The following is a 20,033-nucleotide window of genomic DNA, read 5'->3' as shown; positions in this document are numbered from 1 at the left end:
AAGGTTGTTCAAAAAGTCCGCTTTTGATCACGAAGTATAGTTTGAATGCGCATTATAATTAACGTTTCAATGGAGGTCCGTTGTGAATAAAAACGCGAAAATAACAGTCGATTGCGGCGGAGCAAGCGAACATGCCGTCAACCCGTACCTGTTCGGGCACTTTGTCGAGGACATCCGCGACCATATGGAAGCTATGCTGGCCTTCCCGCTCAAGGATATGGATTTCGAAAGCGAATCCGAAACGAAACGGGAAATTTCCGGTAGCTGGTATGCCTATACGAACGGCCGTGGCACCAAATACGCGCTGGAGGCGCCCGCACCCAAGCATTCGGGGCGCGCGCAGCGCATCCGCGCGATGAGCGACGACGAAGCGTATGCCGGCATCGCGCAGAAGGCGGCTCTCAAGGGACCTGCGGATTACACGGTTAAGGTCGTCGCTCGGGCATCCGTCGAATTAAAAGAGCTTATCGTGGAAGCGGCGGACCGTCGTACAGGGGAAACGCTGGGTCGGGTGTCAATTGCATTAACCAGCCATAACTGGCGGGAATACGAAACGAGCCTGTCCGTCTCCCGCGCCTGCGCCGATGCCGAGCTTCGCGTCTATATCCCGGCGGATCATCCCCGGTGGACGGATCACGTGTCGACCGGCATGCTGTGGCTCGACCACGTGTCCCTGCTTGCAGCGGACAGCATCGGCATGGTAAAGAGCGAGGTCATCGACATGACGAGGGATCTGAACGCCGGCATGATGAGGCTCTCGGGCAACTATATCAGCGCGTACCACTGGGAACACGGTATCGGTCCCGTCCTGGAGCGGCCGGTTATGTACAACGAAGCATGGGGCGGCTGGACGAGCAAATATTTCGGCACGGACGAATTTATCGCCTTTTGCCGGGAGCTGGGCGTAGAGCCTCTCATCTCAGTCAACGACGGATCCGGGACGCCGCAGGAAGCGGCGGAATGGATTCAATATTGCAACGGCGACGCCGACACGCCGATGGGCGCCCTGCGCGCCGCGAACGGCCATCCCGAGCCGTACGGCGTCAAGTATTGGGAAATCGGCAACGAGGTGTGGGGACAATGGCAGGTCGGAACCTGCACAGCCGAGGAGTTCGCCGCGCGCACCGTATCGTTCGCCGAAGCGATGAAGGCGGCCGATCCGTCGATCGCGCTGCTCGCTTGCGGCCATTACGATCAGGAGTGGAACAAGCCGGTGCTCGAGCAAGCCGGCGAACGGATCGATTATCTGACCTTGCACATCTACCACGGGTACGGACCGTTTGGCATGAACCGCGACACGCCTGCGGAGGACCGGTACAAGGCGATCTCCGCCTTTCCCGAATTCACCCGGCATTACGTGCGGGAGACGACGAAGAGCATCAAGGCGAATCCAAAGCATGCACACGTGAAGATCGCCATTACGGAATACAACACGATGTATTATCCGAACACCATTCGCAAGGGACTGCCGAACGAACATACGCTGGGCGCGGCGGTGGCCAACGCGGCCAACCTCAACGAAATGCTGCGCGGAAGCGACATGGTGCACATCGGCAGCTTCTCCGATCTGGTTAACGGCTGGCTTGGGGGCTGCATCCGGGTAGGCGATTATTATGCCGACCAATATTGCGGCAAGCAGTCCGGCTGGAGCGGAAGACCGCTTGACGTATACGGGACGCCGACTTACGAGGTCTTGAAGCTGTATGCGAACCGCGGATTGCGTCATATGCTTCCCGTGCGGACAGAAAGCGACACGTTCGCCGTTCCGGCCTTAAAGAAAACGCCGGTCGCGCTGGACGCGCTGCCGGAGCTGGATGTCGCGGCAGGCGTTAGCGGAGCGGGCGATACGGTTACGGTACTTATCGTGAACCGCGGGCTGGAAGAAGTCAATGCCGTGCTTGAGCTTGCTGCTTTCGACGCGGCTGAAGAGACGGTGCTGTACGAAATTACCGGCGATAGCTATGACGCCATCAACAGCGTCTTCGAGCCGGAGAACATTTTGTGCCGCGACCGGGTCGTTCCGGCGGCGGAGTGGCAAAGCGGCGTTCCGCTGCGGCCGTACTCCGTCTATGCGGCAGTATTCCAAGCGAAAGCGTAGGAGGCGCGCCATGACGACGAAATCGTATATAAAAGACTATCCAAGACCTCAACTCGTGCGCGGCGACTGGCTTAACCTTAACGGCGAGTGGGACTTCCGCTTCGACGATGCCAACGTTGGCGAGAAGGAGAAGTGGCAGGAGACGTTCGAGGCAACTCATCGGATTACCGTGCCGTTTACTTACGAAACCAAGGCGAGCGGCATCGGGATCGAGATCTTTCATCCTCAGGTTTGGTATAGCAGGATGATCGCCGTTCCGGCGGAGGCGGCGGGGAAACGGGCGATTCTGCATTTCCAGGCCGTGGACTACGAAGCGAAAGTATGGGTGAACGGCGAACTGGCCGGCGGTCATCAGGGCGGCTACGCGGCTTTTTCGATCGATATGACGCCATATTTGGCGTTCGGCGCCGACAACCGGATTACGGTCAAGGTAACGGACAGCGACAGCTGCTACCAGCCCAGGGGCAAGCAGCGCTGGACCCCGGACAACTTCGAATGTTTTTACGTTCAGACCACGGGCATTTGGCAGACCGTATGGATGGAGTATGTGGAGGAGCAGCGGCTGGACGCGGTCAAAATAACGCCGGATCTCGATCGTCATATCGTACGGTTCGATTACGAGGTTAACGGCGTTGCGGCAGGCGGCGACGATCTGCTGCTGGAAGCGATCGTCACGTTTAAGGGCCGGCCCGTCAAGCGGGTCGCGCTGGGAATCGACCGTCCCTGTCTCTCCGTGGAGGTCGATCTTAACCACGAGGCGAACGGGCCGTGGAAGCGGGCGTATTGGACGCCCGCCCGTCCGAACTTGTACGACGTGGAGTTCGTCCTGACATCGGGAGGACGGGTCGTCGACCGGGCGCTCTCTTATTTCGGCATGCGCAAGATTTCAATCGAGAACGGCAAGGTGCTGCTTAATAATACGCCGATCTTTCAACGTCTTATTTTGGACCAAGGTTATTGGACGGACAGCCATCTGACGCCGCCAAACGAAGAAGCGTTGGTCGAGGACATCGACCTGATCATGGAGATGGGCTACAACGGCGTGCGCAAGCATATGAAGATCGAGGATGCCCGTTTCCTGTATTGGTGCGACGTGAAGGGACTTCTTGTCTGGTCGGAGATGGCGGCGACCTTCGAATTCCACGATCGAGCGGTAAATGCGTTTACGAAGGAATGGCTCGAGATCGTCAAGCAGCAGCATAATCATCCCAGCATCATTACGTGGGTACCGTTTAACGAGTCGTGGGGCATCGGAAATATTCTTCGCGACGAGAGGCAGCAGAAGTTTGCCGAGGGCATCTACCATCTCACCAAGTCGTTCGATCCCCATCGTCCTGTCATCGTAAACGACGGCTGGGAGCATACCGTCTCGGATATCGTGACGCTGCACGATTATGTCGCGACCGGCGAAGGATTTCTGCAGCGTTATCGGGACAACAAGGACTCAATTATGTCGGGCGAGACGACCTGCAACCAATGGAAGTATGCCCTCGCCAAAGGTTACAGCTACCGGGGGCAGCCCATTATCATCAGCGAATTCGGCGGCATCGCGTTCCAGTCGGATAAGGGCTGGGGCTACGGAGAGCAGGTGGCGTCAGTGGAAGCGTTTATGGAGCGATTTAAAGGGCTTACGCAAGCGATCAAGTCCGTCGATTATATTTGCGGATATTGTTATACGCAGGTGACCGACGTGCAGCAGGAAATTAACGGCCTGCTGACGGAGGACCGCAAGCCGAAGGTGCCGCTGGAGCAAATCCGTGCGATCAATCTTGGCTAACATCCGAAAAAAAGCGTACTTTTGCCGAACGAACCATAAGATTGGGGCCCCTTCCCTCTGATAAGATCATCTTGCAGGGACAATGATGGATTAAACGGAGGGAATGCCATGAGTCACGCGGTTATTTCTGAACAAGAAGCGGCCTATTACCGGGAAAACGGATATTTGCTCCACAAAAAGCAGCTTTTTGGACCGGAGAAAATGAAAGAGCTTAGCGACATTTTCGAGGAGCAATGGGAGTTGGTCGGAAGAAAGCTCAACAGCGAGCTGGACACGCCGCACTTTCGCGACGAGAGATTGCTGAAGTTCCTTCTCAGCGAAGAAGTGCTGGATTTGGTAGAGCCGATCATCGGCCCGAATATTGGACTTTGGTCAAGCCATTTCATTTGCAAGGAGCCTTTGGTCGGAAAGCAGACGCCATGGCATGAAGATTCTGCATACTGGAAGGGAAGATTGAGCCGCTTCGACAAGATCGTGACCGTATGGCTGGCGATCGATCCGAGCAACAAGGAGAATGGCTGCATGCGCGTTATTCCGGGCTCTCACAGCAACGGCTTCTCGGATTACGAGGATGTCGACGGGGCTCAGAACATCTTCGAGACGGAAATAAAAAACGTGGATCCCGAGAAGGCGGTTTATTTCGAACTTGAGCCGGGCGAATGTTCGCTGCACGATTCTCGTATTATTCACGGCGCGGCGCCCAACACAAGTCCTTATCGACGCTGCGGCTATACGATGCGTTACTTTGCGACCGACGCCAAGGTGATTCCGGAAAAGAATCCCGGTTTTAAAGTATGGCTGGCCCGAGGCGTCGATCTAGCCGGAAACCCCTTTGTAAATGTATAATCGGAACTAGGCGAATCGGCTGCGCCGTCCTTTGACGGCGCAGCGCGTTTCGTTCCGGGGTTATAAATGAGGGGGTGAAGCCATGCGGGACGACCGCGCGCCGGAGCGCTTGCTGGGAAGCCAGTTTCTCGAAAAAAACGAATCCTACCGTATCTTCAAGCAGGATGTCAACGGGCGAATCCACACCCATTGGCATGATTTTTTTGAGCTCGGATACATCTTGTCAGGCAAAGGCGTCCATATGGTAAACGGAGAACCATTCCCGCTCGGCAGGGGAATGGTCTTCTTGCTGACGACGGCCGACTTTCACGAGATCGTGCCGGACGAGGGCGAGACCATTCATCTATACAATATGATCTTCAAGGATTCATGGGTGATGCCGGAGCTAGCCGAAAAGATGTTCGAACGGGAAGCCCCGCATGTCTACACCTTGTACGACGAAGACGCCGAACGCATGAGGAGGGAATTTAGCGGCATATGGGAAGAGTCCCGGGAGGAACGCTTCGGGAAGGAGTGGCTGGTTCGCGGCAGTCTGGAGCGGGTGCTGATCCTGTTGACCAGACGATGTCTGCCGGCTGCCGGGATTTCGACAGCTCGCGATTCGGCAAGCGACAGGCATCCTTCCATAAGGAAAGCGCTCGTTTATTTGCAGCATCACTTCCGTGAACAGGTGACCCTTGGGTCGATTGCCGCCTACGCCGGATTGTCGGCGAACTACTTCAGCGAATGCTTCCATAAGCAGACGGGCATTTCCTTTCAGGAATACGTCAGCGAGAAGCGGCTTCTTTTCGCCTCCGCGCTGCTCGGCAGCACGCGACTGGCGATAACCGAAATATGTTATGCTTCGGGGTTTAATACGATCCCCCATTTCGAGAAATCGTTTAAGAGGAAGTACGGTCTGTCGCCTAGAGACTATCGAAAAAGAATCGGTTCGGAACGGAAAACTTGATCAAGTTTATGCCAATGGGCATAAAGAAGGAGTGATAAAGTTGAACTTAAACGTATTTAAAGCTTTATGGGGAATGGAAGGAACATACGAAAAGTTTCTGGAGCGTGCCGCGAACGCGGGTTATGCCGGAATTGAAGCCCCGCTGCCCTCCAAGGAGGATGAAGCGGCATTTAAGCAGGCTCTTAAGCGTCACAATTTGTCTTATATCGTACAGACCTTTACAAACGGAGACCATGCGTCCAGCTTCTCGGAGCAAGTCGAGAGAGCCGCGGGCTTCGAGCCTGTCCTGATCGTCTGCCATAGCGCCAAAGACAGCATGAGCGAAGCGGAGCAAGACCGCTTTTACGACCATGCCCTGAAAGCGGAGCAGCGCTGGGGCATTCCGGTGGGGCATGAAACGCATCGCGGCCGCGCGATGTTTACGCCTTGGACAACGGCAAGACTGCTGCGCCGCTTTCCCGAGCTTCGTATTACGGCGGATTTCAGCCACTGGATGAACGTCTGCGAATCGCATCTGGAGGATCAGGAGGAGGCGATCGAGCTTGCGATCCAAAGAACGATCCACGTTCATGGCCGGATCGGATTTCCGGAGGGGCCGCAGGTGCCGCATCCGGCCTCTCCCTATTTCGAGAAGGAGCTCGGCTTGTTCTTGGGCTGGTGGGAGCGGATATTTGCCGTTCAAGCTGCCGCAGGAAGGGAGCAAGCTACCTTTACGGCGGAGTTCGGTCCTCCCGGCTACATGCCGACCGATCCGTTTACGAACAAGCCGGTATCGGATTTGTGGGAAGTGAACGAGTGGATGACGGATCGCTTGAAAAAGCAATACGAGCAATGGATGACATCGTAACGAACGGCCACAGATGAAATAGCGGACTAGGGATGGAGATGATCGGCATGTCGCCAGTTTGCTTCGCGGTAAGCGGCCGGCGGCATGCCTTTTTTTTGCGTAAAGGAGCGGGTGAAATAATGAACGGACGAGAACCCGACCTGTTCGGCAATTTCCTTAATCGGCGTTCCGGTCCGGATCAGCAGCTCCTCGGCTGCGCGAATGCGTTCGTTCCGTACGGTTATCGTGTAGGATTCTTTGATGTTCTCGGCAAACAGCCTTGACAGATGCCTCTCGGACACATTTAGGAGACGGGCGACTTGCTGCTGGGAGAGGTCGCCTGCCAGATTGTCGCGAATATATTGTTTGGTGCGCTGCACGAGGATCGAGGAGTCGGTCCGGACGGGCGGGCGATTCGAACTGCGAGCAACGCCGAGCAAGTCCGGGAACGAAGCGAGCAGCGAATGCGCAAGCGCGGGAAGAACGCCGGCGGATAAGGCGCCGGCGTACGAATCCGGCACGAGTAGGGACCGCCACAATCCCGCGATAGGAGAACCCGACTGATTATCCATCCAGACCTCTCCTTGCCCAAGCGCATCCAGGTAGGATTCGAGCTCGGCCGGATCCGACTGCTTCTCGTCCGGTTCGAACGCGACGTACAGCAGATCAAGCTCGTTTACATCCCTGATTTGGTGGACGACGCCGGGCCTGGAGCAGAACAACACGCCTCTATGCAACGAATATTCCCGATCGCCTTCGGTATAAATCCCCGTTCCGCCCTCGACGTAACAGATTTCGAAAAACGAATGCTTGTGGACCGGATTGGCCACCAGGTGCCGGGAAACTCCCCAATAATGCACATGAAAGGTGAGCCGTTCGCCCTGCAGCAGTCCGGCTTGCCGGTTAAGTCTTTCCTGGCTTTGTTGCCACTGAAACATATCAATCCGACCTCCCTTGGCGGAATTTTGCAAAAAGGCGTCCGATAGGTGCAAATACGATTTATGTATAGAATACCTATAATGAACGTAGATTGCATCCTATATTTGCGAAGGAGAAGGATCAGGCATGAATCAGGCTGATGTACAATTTTACAAAGAGAATGGGTATTTGCTGGTCAAGGGCGTTTTCTCTATGCAAGAAGTGGAAGAGATGAGGGCGGCCGTCGAGAGCATTATTCAGAGGGCGGCACGCGCGAAGGCCGATGCCAATCACGCGTGGCAGGGCGATTATCTGGAGCCGGAGCAATTAAAGAAGCTGGTTCTGAAGGGGTTTCACGACGTGCACTACCATGACGCGTCATTTACCAGGGCCGCGACGCATCCCAATATGGTAAAAGCGTTAAACGGCATCATCGGACCGAACGTGCAGCTGCACCACTCCAAGATGCTTGTAAAGCCGCCATCCAATGGGGCGGCGTTTCCGATGCACCAGGATTATCCGTACTTCCCTCACCGCGATCATTCCATGCTGGCGGCGAGCGTGCACCTGGACGATGCAGACATGGAAAACGGCTGCTTGTGCGTGGTCCCCGGTTCGCACAAGCAAGGGCCGATGCCCCATGTCGGCGCCCATTATCTAAACCATAAAGAGCATCCGATCTCGTCGGGAACGCCGTGTCCGGCTCAAGCGGGCGACGTGTTGTTCTTCAACTATCTGACCATTCACGGCTCCGACGTCAACAAAAGCCCGAGAACGCGGCGGAACGTCCTGTTCCAATACCGCGACGCATCAGACGTTCCGACGGAAAATGTCCACTTCGATTGGGGCATGGGACTGATGGTCAGCGGCGAGAATCCGGACTTCTCCCGCGCGAGGCCGAACTACCGCATAGTCGAATAGGATGAAAGAATGACCGGCCTCTTTGGCCGAACTTGCCCATACAGCAAGCTCGGCGAAGGAGGCTTGTTGTTTGAGGAGAACAATGCGGATGATAGCTCATATACGAAGCTTGCGATACATCACGAACTCCATGGATTTCATCATCGTCCTGTGCATGGATTATGCGTTATACTGAGAATGCCAATAGCAGAGCCGCCGTGCCCTTACGTACGGCGGCTCTGCTGCTAATAGACGGGCATAATCGTACGGGAGGGATCCGACATGTACAAAATTTTGGTCGTAGACGACGAGCCGAGAGTAAGCGCCGGGATTAAAAATGTCCTGCTGTCATCCGAGCTGCAAATTACTCATGTGGAGACGGCGCTGAACGGCTTCGAAGCTATCGATTATTTGCGCATGGAAACCTTCGATCTGGTGCTTACCGATATCCAGATGAGCCGGATGAGCGGTCTGGAGCTGATGGAGACGATCTATATGGAGCAGCCCCATCTGCCCGTCATCGTCATCTCCGCGCACGAAAAATTCGATTTCGCGAAGAAGTCGCTGAGACTCGGGGCGAGAGACTATCTCGTCAAGCCGGTGGAGCTTGCAGAGCTGCTGCGCATCGTCGGCCGGGTGCTGCGGGAGAAGGAAGAGCACGGCAAACAATCGCTAGAGCGGACAATACGCGAGGGCGAGGAGGAGAGGACCGGCGCGGCGCGGCGCAACGAGCTGCTGCTGGAGCTGGTTACGGAACGGAATCTGGCCAAAGCGGATTACGAGGATCTCATCGACGAGCTGGGCGGCGAGCGGAACGGCTGCCATTACGGCGTCGTCTCCGTCAGGCTGGATCTCAGCAGCGGCGGGTTCAGCAAGCGGGAGATTCGGCTGCAGGACCGCAAGCTGCTCAAGTACGCTACGGTTAATATAATGGATGAAAGCCTTCGGGAGTGGAGCGGACTTACCTTTAACGGCTACGGCAACGAGCTTGTCGGCATTATTCAATTGAGCGAGCGGGAGTTGTCCGAAGGACCGCAGCAGTTGCAGTCGCAGCTCCACCTCATCGGGCAGATTATCTCCATGAACGTGAAGCAATATTTGAACGTCGACGCGACGGTGGGGATGAGTCGGCTGAGCGAGGACGTATTTACGCTGCCCAAGCTGATGGAAGAGGCGAACGCGGCGGCCGAATGGCGGAAGCTGCATCCGGGACAAAAGGTGTTTTATTACGAGGATGTCGCGACGCAGGATAACCTTAACATTACGCAGTGGATGGCGAAGGTGGACGAATATATCGGGACTTTAAAATCCGCGAACGGCACGGCGGGTTTCGTCAATCATGCGGCTATGGTCCGCACGCTGGGCGAGCTGGGTCATTCGGAGGGGCTGACCAGCAGCTGCTTCGGCATGCTTGTCTACCGCGTGTACGGGCTGATTCTCGAGCAAGGGAACGGCCGCGGCGTACAACTGCAGCGTTTCGACCCCGCCGCTTATTTCCAGGGTCTGGCGGGAGAGGCGAGGCTGACGAAGTTAAGCGATTATTTGGCGGAGGCGGAGGTGCTGGTCTATGAGCTCGGCAAGGAGCGCGATCAATCCATTCTTGCGCGGATAACGGGCTACATTCGCCAGCATTTCCGCAATCCGGCTCTCAAGATTCAAGATATCGCGGGCGAGGTGCATTTCAGCACGGCGTATTTGGGTTATCTGTTCAAGCGCGAAATGAAAAAAAACCTGTGGGATTACGTTACGGAGCTTCGGATCGAAGAAGCGAAGCGATTGCTCGCGACGACGGACAAGAAACGGTACGAGGTGGCTTACGAGGTTGGTTACGAATCGCCGGAACACTTTAGCCGGATGTTCAAACGGTATGCGGGCGTCAGCCCCGCCGAATTCCGCAAGGAAGCTTAGGGGGGGAGTAAGCTGCGGCTCAAATACAAGGTGACGATCGCATTCCTCCTGTTTATCGTGGCTCCGTTTCTCGTCGTGAGCTGGATCTCGGTCATCCGTACCTCGAATTCCATGACGGACGAGATCGGCCGGACGACGCTTCAACTCGTCAATCAAAACCACGTCACGATCGAGAAGACGTTATCCTCCGTCAACGATAAGTCGCTGACGTTTATGGATAATCATTTTTTCAGCAATATGAAACAATACAGCTTTTGGACAGGCGTCGAGACGCTTGGCCAGATCAGCGAGGCGGATTCCATTTTGGAGAGCTGGTCGTCGGATGGCACCGAATATACTCTATATATGAAAAATGTGGATGGCAGGCAAACGCCCTTCGATACCATGTACAAGGAAAGGGGCTTCAAATATTTCGGCGAATATATGACGGGTCTCCCGGACTGGGCGATGCATGCAATGGAGCAAGGAGGCGGGGCCGGCGTAAGGCATATTTCGCTGCCGGGCGGCGGCAAGACGATCGGCTTTATGCGGAGCATCCAGAATCCCAAGTCGTATTCCGAATCCATTGGCTTGCTCGTCGTTACCAAGCTGGAGGTGCTGCTGACGCGGGATCTTGTCTCCGTTCAGCTGCCGGAGCATGCGGGGCTGTACCTGTTCAACGCCCAGGACGAGCTTCTGATGAAGGCTGGTCCCGACAGCGCGGCGCTCTCGGAAATTCCGGAGGAGGCGAGACGGGGGACGTCGGGTTTTTATTTTGCCAAGGAGGGGGACGGGAAGTGGCTGTATGCCTTCTCCCGCAAGCCCGCCTACGATACGACGCTCGTCTACAAAATCCCTTACGACTCCATCACGGGCAATCAATCGGCGCTGCTTGTCACGTTGATGGCGCTGTCTGCGCTGTACCTCGTCTTTGTGCTGGCGTTTGTGCTGTATCTGCTTCGGATTGTTGTGAAGCCGCTGGTTCGGCTGGTCACGATTACGAAGCTGTATGAGCCGGGCAAAAGTCTGGATATCGGCAATGAGCCGTTGCGGGCGGACGAGTTCGGCATCTTGTACGGGGCGTTCCTAAAGATGACCAAACGTCTCGATCAGTCGTTCGAGGACAATTACGGCATGCAGATCAAGCAGAAGGAATACGAGCTTTCCATGCTGCATTCCCAGATTACGCCCCACTTACTCTATAACACGCTGGATTCCATCTACTGGTACGCTTTGGACAGCGGCAATACCGACGTCGGCGAGATGGTAAAGGATCTGTCCAAGCTGCTGCGGATCGGTCTCAGCAAAGGACGCACGATGATCACGATCGGGGAGGAGCTGGAGCATGTGCAGGCGTACAGCCGTCTGCAGATGAAGCGGTACCCGGATACGTTCGAGGTGGAGTGGGACATCGACGAGAAGCTGCTGGCGTATACGACGCCCAAGGTCATCATGCAGCCGCTGGTGGAGAACGCCATCTTCCACGGCGTCAGCACGATGGACGGGGAAGGCGTCTTGCGCATCTGCATTCGCCGGGGAGACGGCGACGAGCTGCTGCTCATCGTCGAGGACAACGGCTTCCTGCCGGTGGACATGGAGCGGCTCGCCGCGATCGTGCGGGGCGACGCGTCCGACAAAGGCTACGGCATCCGCAACGTGCATCAGCGCGTGCAGCTCCACTACGGCGAAGCCTACGGCCTTCGCTACGAGGCACGCGAGGGCGGCGGCCTTCGCGCCGTCATCCATTTGCCGCTCAAACCGACGATCAAGCCGCAGGATTAATGTTAGTACAACATGGCCGCACGTACGACCTGCTGGTTTATTCAAATCACGATTGACTCACCCCGAAGATCCTGCACCGCGCAGGGTTATTCGGGGCCTTTTTATTTGGGTCCGGCAATGAGTATTCGAAAAGTAAAAGAATATCTATTTCATTGTAAAGAAGTGTCTCTATAGATGGGCAACGGCTGCGAATATAATGTACGTAATGCCAATTTGAGAGGAAGAGATCCGTTTGATTACACGAAATAGTCTGGATGAGACAGAGCGTTTGTCTTTTAATCCGGGAACCATACCCTTCAGCAAAAAATCCGTAAATGTTAGAATGGATAGGGTAACTCCGCAAGATCCATCGAAAGCGAGCTATGCTCGAAAATACATGTTGGATGATCAATGGTTCATCTCTAAACATTCCGAGGAAACGAACGGACCGTCGGGAGAGTGGTGGCCGGCCGTCGTTCCTGGAAGCGTTCACACCGCATTGATGAATGCCGGAAAAATTCCCGATCCCTATGAAGGGAAAAATGATTCAATTGCAAGAGATCAGAGTTTTTGCGCATGGTGGTTTAAAAAGGAAATAAAAATTCCTGCCGATTCGACGGCTATGCGAATTGTATTTAACGGGGTATGCGACTCCTGCACCGTCTGGTTCAACGATCATCAGGTTGCTGCCAATCAAGGCATGTTTACCTCTTTCGAATTCGATATTGCCGAGTCGATGAAGAAGGATTGCAACACCTTGTTGGTCAGACTGGAGCCAGCGCCTTATCGAATCAGCGAGGGGGAGCCCAATCCTTACTGGATCGGCATGAACGTAGGGTGGATGGATACGGTTGTGTTTAACAATGTGTACGGCTGGCATTATATCGATGTGCCGGCTACAGGCATTTGGAGAACGGTTATTTTGGAAGAAAAGCCGGTCGTTGAAATAAAAAATCCCTTTATTGCAACAAGAGATTTCATGGCAGGCACGATGAATTTGTCGGTTCATCTGGAGGGAGGAACGCACGAACGGGAAGGCACTTTGTATGTCGAAATTGAGCCGGATAATTTCGATGGGAATTCATTCGGTTTCGAGTATGAAGTCCGGTCGTCGGAGATCGGGCCGGAGATGCAATTCGAGTTTCAGATACCGGAACATAGGTTATGGTGGCCTAATGGGCTGGGGGATCCCCATCTGTATCGCATGAACCTGATTTTTATTCCGAAGGAGGGTATTGGCGACCGGAAGGAGGTCATCTTCGGTGTAAGACAAGTTCAATTTAATCCATTGCCGGGAGGACCGGATCCGGAGCTATACAACTGGGCCCTGCAAGTTAACGGGAGAGCCGTCTTCGCCAAAGGAACCAACTGGTGCACCATTGACGCTTTGATGAGATTCGATAAGGAGAGATACGCGCGGTTTATGGATCTGGCTCGCCGATCCCATATTCAATTCATGCGCGCTTGGGGAGCGGGATTGCCGGAAACGGACGAATTTTACGACCTGGCCGACCGTATGGGCATTATGGTCTACCAAGAATGGCCGACTGCTTGGGACAGTCATAAAGTTCAACCGATCTCGATTCTGGAAAAAACCGTGAGACAAAATATGATGCGCCTGCGCAATCATCCGTCGCTCGTTCAGTGGGGCGGAGGCAACGAGTCGCCGGATCCGACTGGCGAAGCCATTGATATGATGGGGCGCTTAAGCTACGAATTGGATGGGACAAGAACTTTCAGACGCACGCAGCCGTGGGGAGGCAGCCTGAACAATTACGATGTCTATTGGGGGCGTCAGCCTCTGGATCGTAATTTAAAGCTGGAGTCGCCGTTCCTTGGCGAGTTCGGCCTCGCATCGGCTCCAAACCTGGAGTCGGTAAAGAAATACATTCCGCAACACGAATGGGAAGCGTGGCCGCCTCCGCCGTTCGGGACGTTTGCCCATAAGACCCCGGTGTTTAATCGCAATGAAGATATGAGCAGGCTGTCGCATTACGTTGCCGATTTTATCGACAATAGCAGCATGGAGGCGTTTGTGCTGGGAACGCAGCTTGCACAGGCTACAGGGATGCGCCATACGCTCGAATTAGCCAGAACACGGTGGCCGGAAGCAGCGGGGGTTGCCTTCTACAAACTGAACGATAACTGCCCGTCCGTCTCCTGGTCGATAGTCGATTGGTATGGCGCGCCCAAACTTGCTTATTATTTTGTCCAGGATGCCTATTCTCCGCTTGCTGCCGTTGTTCTGCTGGACGGCTTAAATCCAGGGGATTCTCCGATGGATGCACCCGTTTTTATTCTGGATGATTCCAATTGTCTCGCCGGTCAAAACTGGGAGGTTGAAGTGACGGCATTCGGTTCGACGCTGCGGGAAGTGAAAAAAACGTTTTTTTGCGGGCATGGGACGATCCCCATTCGCCAGCAATTGGGCCAGTTCTCTTTAACAAAAGAGCAAATAAACCATACGCCTTTGTTTATGGTTTGCGAGCTGCGATTGGAGGGCAGGGTCAGATATCGGTCATTCTACTGGCTTAATTATTTATCCGACCGAGGCTGTCTGTTCCGATTGCCGAGAACAACGCTGCAAAGCGAGAGGCATCGCGACAAATTGATGATCCGAAACACAGGGAACATACCCGCCGTTGGCGTGAGCATAAGTTCGGCCAACTCAAACGAGATGGTTGCAGAAGATAATTACTTTTGGATCAACCCGGGAGAAACGAGAGAGGTCGGCATAAACGGAAATTGGGATGTTGCCGTACAGGCTTGGAATACCGACTGAAGCTGAGGCTTGGAGGTGGAGCATTGAAGCTTATGAGACCGCGCACCATATATAATCAACTGCTTATGGCGTTCCTGCTGGTAGCGGTACCGCTCTATGTGGCGAATCTTTTTATTAACATAAAAGGAGCGGAACAAAATAAATCGCAAATAACAAGCTCCTTGCAGTTTCGCGTAAGTTCTTACATCGACAATATGGAAGACGAGATCGAAAGAATTACCCGGCTCAAAAGCGATTATGTGATGGATGCGGATTTGTTGCAGCTTAGCACCATTAGCGAAGGTCTCGATATCTTTGAACGGTTTCGGATCACGCTTGCCTTGCAAAAACGTCTGCAGATTATGCAGATGTCCAGCTCGTTGATTAAAAATACGGGGATATTTATCCCCGCCATCGACAGAACAATTACAGCCTATGAGTATTTGACAAGTATCGATCAGGAATGGCTTGACATTCTTAGTCGGCATAACGAGAATCGGCTGCTGATGATAGATGGCCGGTTGTTTATGAGTTTGCCCTATCCGGGAAGGGATGTCGCCGACAAAATGTTGTTGTATTTGCTTTCGATCGAGCTCTCTACCGATGAGATTATCAAATCCATGAACAGCAAAAGAACCTTCGAAAATGAAGGCTCGCTGCTATTGGACAAACATAATAATCGCGTGATTGCCAATGCAAGCTCTATTGCGGATACGGAAGCGTTCGTCCATTTTATTGCCGATACCGTTCATGAAAATAAAAATAGCGGATCGGGTTTTATCCAAGTAGAAAACAGGGAGTACTATGCAGCCTACGAAAGCTCCGATTATCTTGGTTTGACCTACATGACCTTTATTCCCGAGAGGGAGATTATGGGACCTGTGCGATTGTATACCGTTTGGTTCTGGATTCTGTCCATCACCTCCATAGGCTTCATTTTTTTGTTTTCCTATTGGATCCGGCGCATTATTCACAGACCGTTGGTGTATTTGGTTCAATCCTTTCGCAGAATGGAAGCGGGGGATTTGCAGGTCAAAATTTCTCATGACAGAAGAGACGAATTCGGATTTTTGTATGAAAGATTCAACAATATGATTAATCGGCTTGGTCAGCTGATAGGGGAAGTGTATGAGCAGAAAATCAATAGCCAGAGAGCGGAATTAAAGAGACTCCAGTCGCAGATTAATCCCCATTTTCTTTATAATAACCATTTTATATTGGCCAGGTTGATCAAGGCGGGGGACAATGACCGCGCATACGTTTTTGCCAAGTACATCGGCGAATATTTGCGTTATGTAACCAAGGATGAACAAGACGAAATTACGCTGGAACAGGAATTTTTGTTTGCAAAAGCTTATACCAATATTCAATTGATTTGTTATACCGAAAGGGTGCAAATCGAATTGGAGCCTCCGCCTCCCCAGTCGCTGGCCTTAAAAGTACCGCGTCTGATTTTGCAGCCCATCCTGGAAAATGCGTTCGAGCATTCGCTCGAGAATAAATTGACAAAAGGTATATTGAAGCTTTCATTCTCGCAAAATGGAAGCGGTGTCTCTGTCATTATTGAAGACAATGGAGATGAACTTGAGTCCTCGGTCATCGAACATATTCGCCAAAGTTTAAATGCCCGGGAAACGTCTGTAGGCGAAGGAACGGCCTTAATCAATATTCACAATCGGCTGCGGATCAAGTTCGGCGACGAATCGGGGATCGAAGTATCCCGCAGCAGTCTGGGCGGACTAAGAGTGGAAGTAAGGATAAGCGGAGGGAGCGGATCGTCATGTACAGATTGCTGATTGTCGACGACTTGCCTATTATCGTGCAGAGTATGGTGCAATTTTTCGAGGATTTGCATCGCGAGGACCTGGAGATTCTGTCCGCCGTCTCGGCGTTTGAAACACTCCATTTAATGAAATCCAACAAAGTCGATATCGTTATATCCGATATCAAGATGCCCGGTATGTCGGGCTTGGACATGCTGAAACAAATCAAAGATCATTGGCCGCGGTGCAAAGTTATTCTCTTGACCAGCTATAGCGACTTCAAATATTCGAAGGATGCCATTTCACTGGGAGCATTCGATTATATTCTGAAGACCGAAGACGATGAGAAAATCGTTGAATCCGTCGATAAAGCCATTCGATCGCTAAATGAGGAATTCGAACGGGACGAACTCTACGCCAAAACGAAGGAGCAGTTGCGAGAGTCGCTTCCCAACATGCAAAGAGCATTTTTGGGGGACATTCTGCGGGGGAAACAAGTATCCGCCGAAGTAAGAAAAAACCAATTCGATTTGTTGCAAATCCCGCTTGATCCCTCCAAACCCGTCTTCGTGACGATCGGGCGCATAGACGGGCAGACGGGGGACAACCTGGAGCCGGAGGAAATTCAATCGATTTATTTGGTACAGCATGTATTCGAGGAATATGCGCCTAATTTGTTCCGATACTTCGCGATTCCCAATGAACCATCCAAATGTATCTGGCTCATCCAACCGGTTAAAAGCGGCACGGAAAGCGATACGTTATCGGACACCTTTCCAGACCTTTTGCTGGGGATTTTCGAGAACGTTCAGAATACCTGCCGAAATTTATTTCAGATTACCCTATCGATACTGATCGGCAGAAAGCCTGTTATTTGGCGCGATATCGCGCAAAAATACGACGACCTGTGTCTGGAGTTAGGCTGGGGGCTTGGCGTAAACCGAGAAATTTTGGTCACGGACGATGAGCTGGCCGATCGCGCTGGCGGCAGTGACGCCGACTTCTCGGAAGAAGGCGAAGAAGAGCGACCGCGTTTCGAAAGACTGAACAGGTTGACGGATTATCTGGAAAACAATCAACGTTGGCTCTTTTTCCAAACGTTTGAAGAATATTTGGATGTATCATTCGACAATAAAACGCCAGTCTATTATCGGTTAGGTTATCTTCACGGTTTGGCTTCCACCCTTGTCTACTATATTTCCAAAACAAACAGGAGAGCCATTGCCCGCGAGCTCTACGACCCCAAACGCATTTATACAGCAATCGATTCGAAATCCGCCAGCGAAATCAAAAGTCGGTTTACCGAGGCGGCGCTTTATATTTTCGACTGCATCGAAAAAGAAAGGCGGGAGCAATCCCATGGCGTGATCGAAAAAATTCATGATTATGTCGAACATAATCTGATGAACGATGTGTCTTTGAAGACGTTGGCGGAGCGTGCGAATTTTAACTCATCTTATTTGTCCAGGCTGTATAAACAAATGACCGGTCGAGGTTTGCGGGAATATGTATTGGATTTGAAGCTCGAGAGAGCTCAATTTATGCTGCTTGAAAGTGATATGAAGGTGCAGGATATTGCGCAGGCTGTAGGCTATCAATCCAGTTTGGCGTTTATTCGTTTTTTCAAAAGCCAGGTGCAAATGACGCCGCAAGAATATCGCGAAGTAAAGAAAAGCATGGAAAAGAGGTCATAACTCGTATCTTACATACGAAAGTTTCACTGCTTATAATCAAACTGAGATGAGAACGCATTCATCCAAGAAATCTAGGGGGGATCTCAGAGTGTACAGGAAACTCGTATTAGTGGGAGTTGCCGCTGCATGTCTTTTTGTCGCCGCGTGCAGCAATGAATCGCAGGAAGGCAAGTCTTCAACATCAACGGCAGGGCAAGAGACAGCTTCGGCATCATCGTCCAAGACTCCGGAACAAGATTTTGACCCCATGCAGAAATATGACCCTCCGGTCGAGGTCACGACAGTCAGGTCCATGAATCCTTCAATCATATGGGATCAGGGCGAAAGCTATGATCGCAACGGTGTGTACGCCGCCTATGAAAACGATTTGGGGATCAAGATCAAAAATCTCTGGAGCGTGGACGGATCCCAGTATGATCAGAAAGTGAACATTGCGATCGCCAGCGGCGATATTCCCGATCTTATGCAAGTGAACAGCGTTCAATTCCAGCAATTGCTGGATGCGGACATGCTGATGGATATCGGCGAAATCTTCGAGAAATACGCTACATCGTATACGAAAGAGTACGTGACGCGAGACGGCGGCGGGCAGCTGGATTCTACGAAAATTAATGGAAAAATGATGGCTTTGCCTTACACGAACGGCGTTCATAACGATTCGACCTATTTATTTATCCGCAATGATTGGCTCGCCGAGCTGGGATTGCAGCCGCCTAAGACGATGCAGGATCTGGAGGCGATCTCGACGGCATTTACCCGCAACGATCCGGACCGCAACGGCAAGGATGATACATTCGGATTGGCGCTTCAGAAGGATCTCATGAGCGGATCGTTGGGCTTGCAGGGCTTCTTTAACGGATTTCATGCCTACCCCAACATTTGGCTGAATAACGAAGCGGGCGAGCTCGTATACGGCAGCATTCAACCGGAAATGAAAAACGCGTTGGCCAAGCTGAAAGAGATGTACGCGAACGGTGAGATAGACAAGGAGTTTGGCGTCAAGGATCTGGCTAAAGAAGCGGAGTTGATCGCCCAGGACAAAATCGGCATCACATACGGCCTCTTCTGGACCGGGAATTATCCCTTGCAAGCCGGGGCTGTAAAAGACGGTAAAGTCATTCAGGATTGGGGCGTATACCCGATTGTGTCGGCGGATGATCAAATAGCCAAGGCGCAGCTGCAAAAATCGACCGGATTATATTATGTTGTATCCAAGAAAGCCAAAAACCCCGAAGCGATTATTAAAATGTATAACCAATCCATCTGGGCAATGGATGCTCCGGCAACGGAACCGAATGCCGCGAAATACGTCAAAGGGAAAATCCAAATTGAAGGCGGAGCTGATCAGACCTATTATGTATTGAATCCTACATTCGTGGGCAAGCAAGACCGTTTTCCGGTGGTAGGCAAGGCAATCTCGAAGGCGTTGGCCGAAAAAGACCCGACGCTTCTGCCGGACTCGGAATTGATTTTGTACGATTTTATGACCGATTATTTAAAGGGAAATACCGACCATTGGGGTTACGCCATGCAGTTGAAACAAGGCGGCACGCTCGAAACCATGTATCAGTACACTCAGGAAAACCGTTTTGTCTTTAACGAATATTTTGGTGCGCTGACACCTTCAATGGCCGAAAAAAATAGTACGTTGTCCAAAAAGCAGGAGGAGGTTTTCACGAGAATTATCGTCGGTGCCGCTCCGCTGGAAGAATTCGATTCTTTCGTCGAACAATGGAAGTCCCTCGGCGGCAACGACATCACGCAAGAAGTAAACGAGTGGTATCAAACTGTTAAACGATAAGATTCGAAGGGAGGTCCAAACGGTCCTCCCTCATTAATAAAGAAGGTCAGGA

The 20,033-nt window shown here is 52.6% G+C and carries 13 protein-coding genes; 12 read left to right on the top strand and 1 reads right to left on the bottom strand.

Annotated features, from left to right (window positions below):
• The first annotated feature begins 82 nt into the window (after window positions 1-82).
• The 5 genes from B1748_RS16900 to B1748_RS16880 all read left to right on the top strand — a co-directional run bounded on the left by B1748_RS16900 (window position 83) and on the right by B1748_RS16880 (window position 6,517).
• Window positions 83-2,098 (top strand): alpha-L-arabinofuranosidase C-terminal domain-containing protein, encoded by a 2,016-nt coding sequence (locus B1748_RS16900; protein ID WP_087569111.1) that lies wholly within the window; start codon window positions 83-85, stop codon window positions 2,096-2,098.
• A gap of 10 nt (window positions 2,099-2,108) precedes the next feature.
• Complete coding sequence (locus tag B1748_RS16895; protein ID WP_087569110.1) at window positions 2,109-3,875, top strand: glycoside hydrolase family 2 protein; 1,767 nt, start codon at window positions 2,109-2,111, stop codon at window positions 3,873-3,875.
• A 108-nt stretch (window positions 3,876-3,983) separates the two neighbouring features.
• Window positions 3,984-4,721, top strand: a complete 738-nt coding sequence (locus B1748_RS16890; protein WP_087569109.1) for a phytanoyl-CoA dioxygenase family protein — start codon at window positions 3,984-3,986, stop codon at window positions 4,719-4,721.
• Between the two features lie 82 nt (window positions 4,722-4,803).
• Complete coding sequence (locus B1748_RS16885; protein WP_087569108.1) at window positions 4,804-5,670, top strand: AraC family transcriptional regulator; 867 nt, start codon at window positions 4,804-4,806, stop codon at window positions 5,668-5,670.
• Window positions 5,671-5,701: 31 nt separating this feature from the next.
• Complete coding sequence (locus B1748_RS16880; protein ID WP_256975721.1) at window positions 5,702-6,517, top strand: sugar phosphate isomerase/epimerase family protein; 816 nt, start codon at window positions 5,702-5,704, stop codon at window positions 6,515-6,517.
• A gap of 26 nt (window positions 6,518-6,543) precedes the next feature.
• Here the strand turns inward: B1748_RS16880 and B1748_RS16875 are convergent, their stop codons facing one another.
• Window positions 6,544-7,434 (bottom strand): AraC family transcriptional regulator, encoded by an 891-nt coding sequence (locus B1748_RS16875; protein WP_087569106.1) that lies wholly within the window; start codon window positions 7,432-7,434, stop codon window positions 6,544-6,546.
• Between the two features lie 127 nt (window positions 7,435-7,561).
• Between B1748_RS16875 and B1748_RS16870 the strand changes: the two genes are divergently transcribed.
• The 7 genes from B1748_RS16870 (at window position 7,562) to B1748_RS16840 (ending at window position 19,981) form a co-directional block, all read left to right on the top strand.
• Window positions 7,562-8,335, top strand: a complete 774-nt coding sequence (locus B1748_RS16870) for a phytanoyl-CoA dioxygenase family protein (RefSeq protein ID WP_087569105.1) — start codon at window positions 7,562-7,564, stop codon at window positions 8,333-8,335.
• A gap of 261 nt (window positions 8,336-8,596) precedes the next feature.
• Window positions 8,597-10,222, top strand: a complete 1,626-nt coding sequence (locus B1748_RS16865; protein WP_087569104.1) for a response regulator transcription factor — start codon at window positions 8,597-8,599, stop codon at window positions 10,220-10,222.
• 30 nt (window positions 10,223-10,252) lie between these two features.
• Window positions 10,253-11,983 (top strand): sensor histidine kinase, encoded by a 1,731-nt coding sequence (locus tag B1748_RS16860; RefSeq protein ID WP_087569103.1) that lies wholly within the window; start codon window positions 10,253-10,255, stop codon window positions 11,981-11,983.
• 232 nt (window positions 11,984-12,215) lie between these two features.
• Complete coding sequence (locus B1748_RS16855; RefSeq protein WP_087569102.1) at window positions 12,216-14,744, top strand: glycoside hydrolase family 2 protein; 2,529 nt, start codon at window positions 12,216-12,218, stop codon at window positions 14,742-14,744.
• A 32-nt stretch (window positions 14,745-14,776) separates the two neighbouring features.
• Complete coding sequence (locus B1748_RS16850) at window positions 14,777-16,519, top strand: sensor histidine kinase (RefSeq protein ID WP_256975728.1); 1,743 nt, start codon at window positions 14,777-14,779, stop codon at window positions 16,517-16,519.
• Window positions 16,504-18,180 (top strand): response regulator, encoded by a 1,677-nt coding sequence (locus B1748_RS16845; RefSeq protein ID WP_087569100.1) that lies wholly within the window; start codon window positions 16,504-16,506, stop codon window positions 18,178-18,180. Before B1748_RS16850 ends, B1748_RS16845 begins: the two co-directional genes overlap by 16 nt.
• An 88-nt stretch (window positions 18,181-18,268) precedes the next feature.
• Window positions 18,269-19,981, top strand: a complete 1,713-nt coding sequence (locus B1748_RS16840) for an extracellular solute-binding protein (RefSeq protein ID WP_179215631.1) — start codon at window positions 18,269-18,271, stop codon at window positions 19,979-19,981.
• The last annotated feature ends 52 nt before the right edge of the window (window positions 19,982-20,033 follow it).

The organism is Paenibacillus sp. MY03 (assembly GCF_002165585.1).
GTDB classification, from domain to species: Bacteria; Bacillota; Bacilli; order Paenibacillales; family Paenibacillaceae; genus Pristimantibacillus; species Pristimantibacillus agaridevorans.
This window is presented reverse-complemented; position numbering and strand designations above follow the sequence as displayed.

What these genes read in the sequence shown, in the direction of transcription:
- B1748_RS16895 (WP_087569110.1), top strand. Translation starts at nt 2,109, where the DNA reads ATGACGACGAAATCGTATATAAAAGACTATCCAAGACCTCAACTCGTG.
- B1748_RS16890 (WP_087569109.1), top strand. Translation starts at nt 3,984, where the DNA reads ATGAGTCACGCGGTTATTTCTGAACAAGAAGCGGCCTATTACCGGGAA.
- B1748_RS16885 (WP_087569108.1), top strand. Translation starts at nt 4,804, where the DNA reads ATGCGGGACGACCGCGCGCCGGAGCGCTTGCTGGGAAGCCAGTTTCTC.
- B1748_RS16875 (WP_087569106.1), bottom strand. Translation starts at nt 7,434, where the DNA reads ATGTTTCAGTGGCAACAAAGCCAGGAAAGACTTAACCGGCAAGCCGGA.
- B1748_RS16870 (WP_087569105.1), top strand. Translation starts at nt 7,562, where the DNA reads ATGAATCAGGCTGATGTACAATTTTACAAAGAGAATGGGTATTTGCTG.
- B1748_RS16865 (WP_087569104.1), top strand. Translation starts at nt 8,597, where the DNA reads ATGTACAAAATTTTGGTCGTAGACGACGAGCCGAGAGTAAGCGCCGGG.
- B1748_RS16850 (WP_256975728.1), top strand. Translation starts at nt 14,777, where the DNA reads ATGAGACCGCGCACCATATATAATCAACTGCTTATGGCGTTCCTGCTG.
- B1748_RS16845 (WP_087569100.1), top strand. Translation starts at nt 16,504, where the DNA reads ATGTACAGATTGCTGATTGTCGACGACTTGCCTATTATCGTGCAGAGT.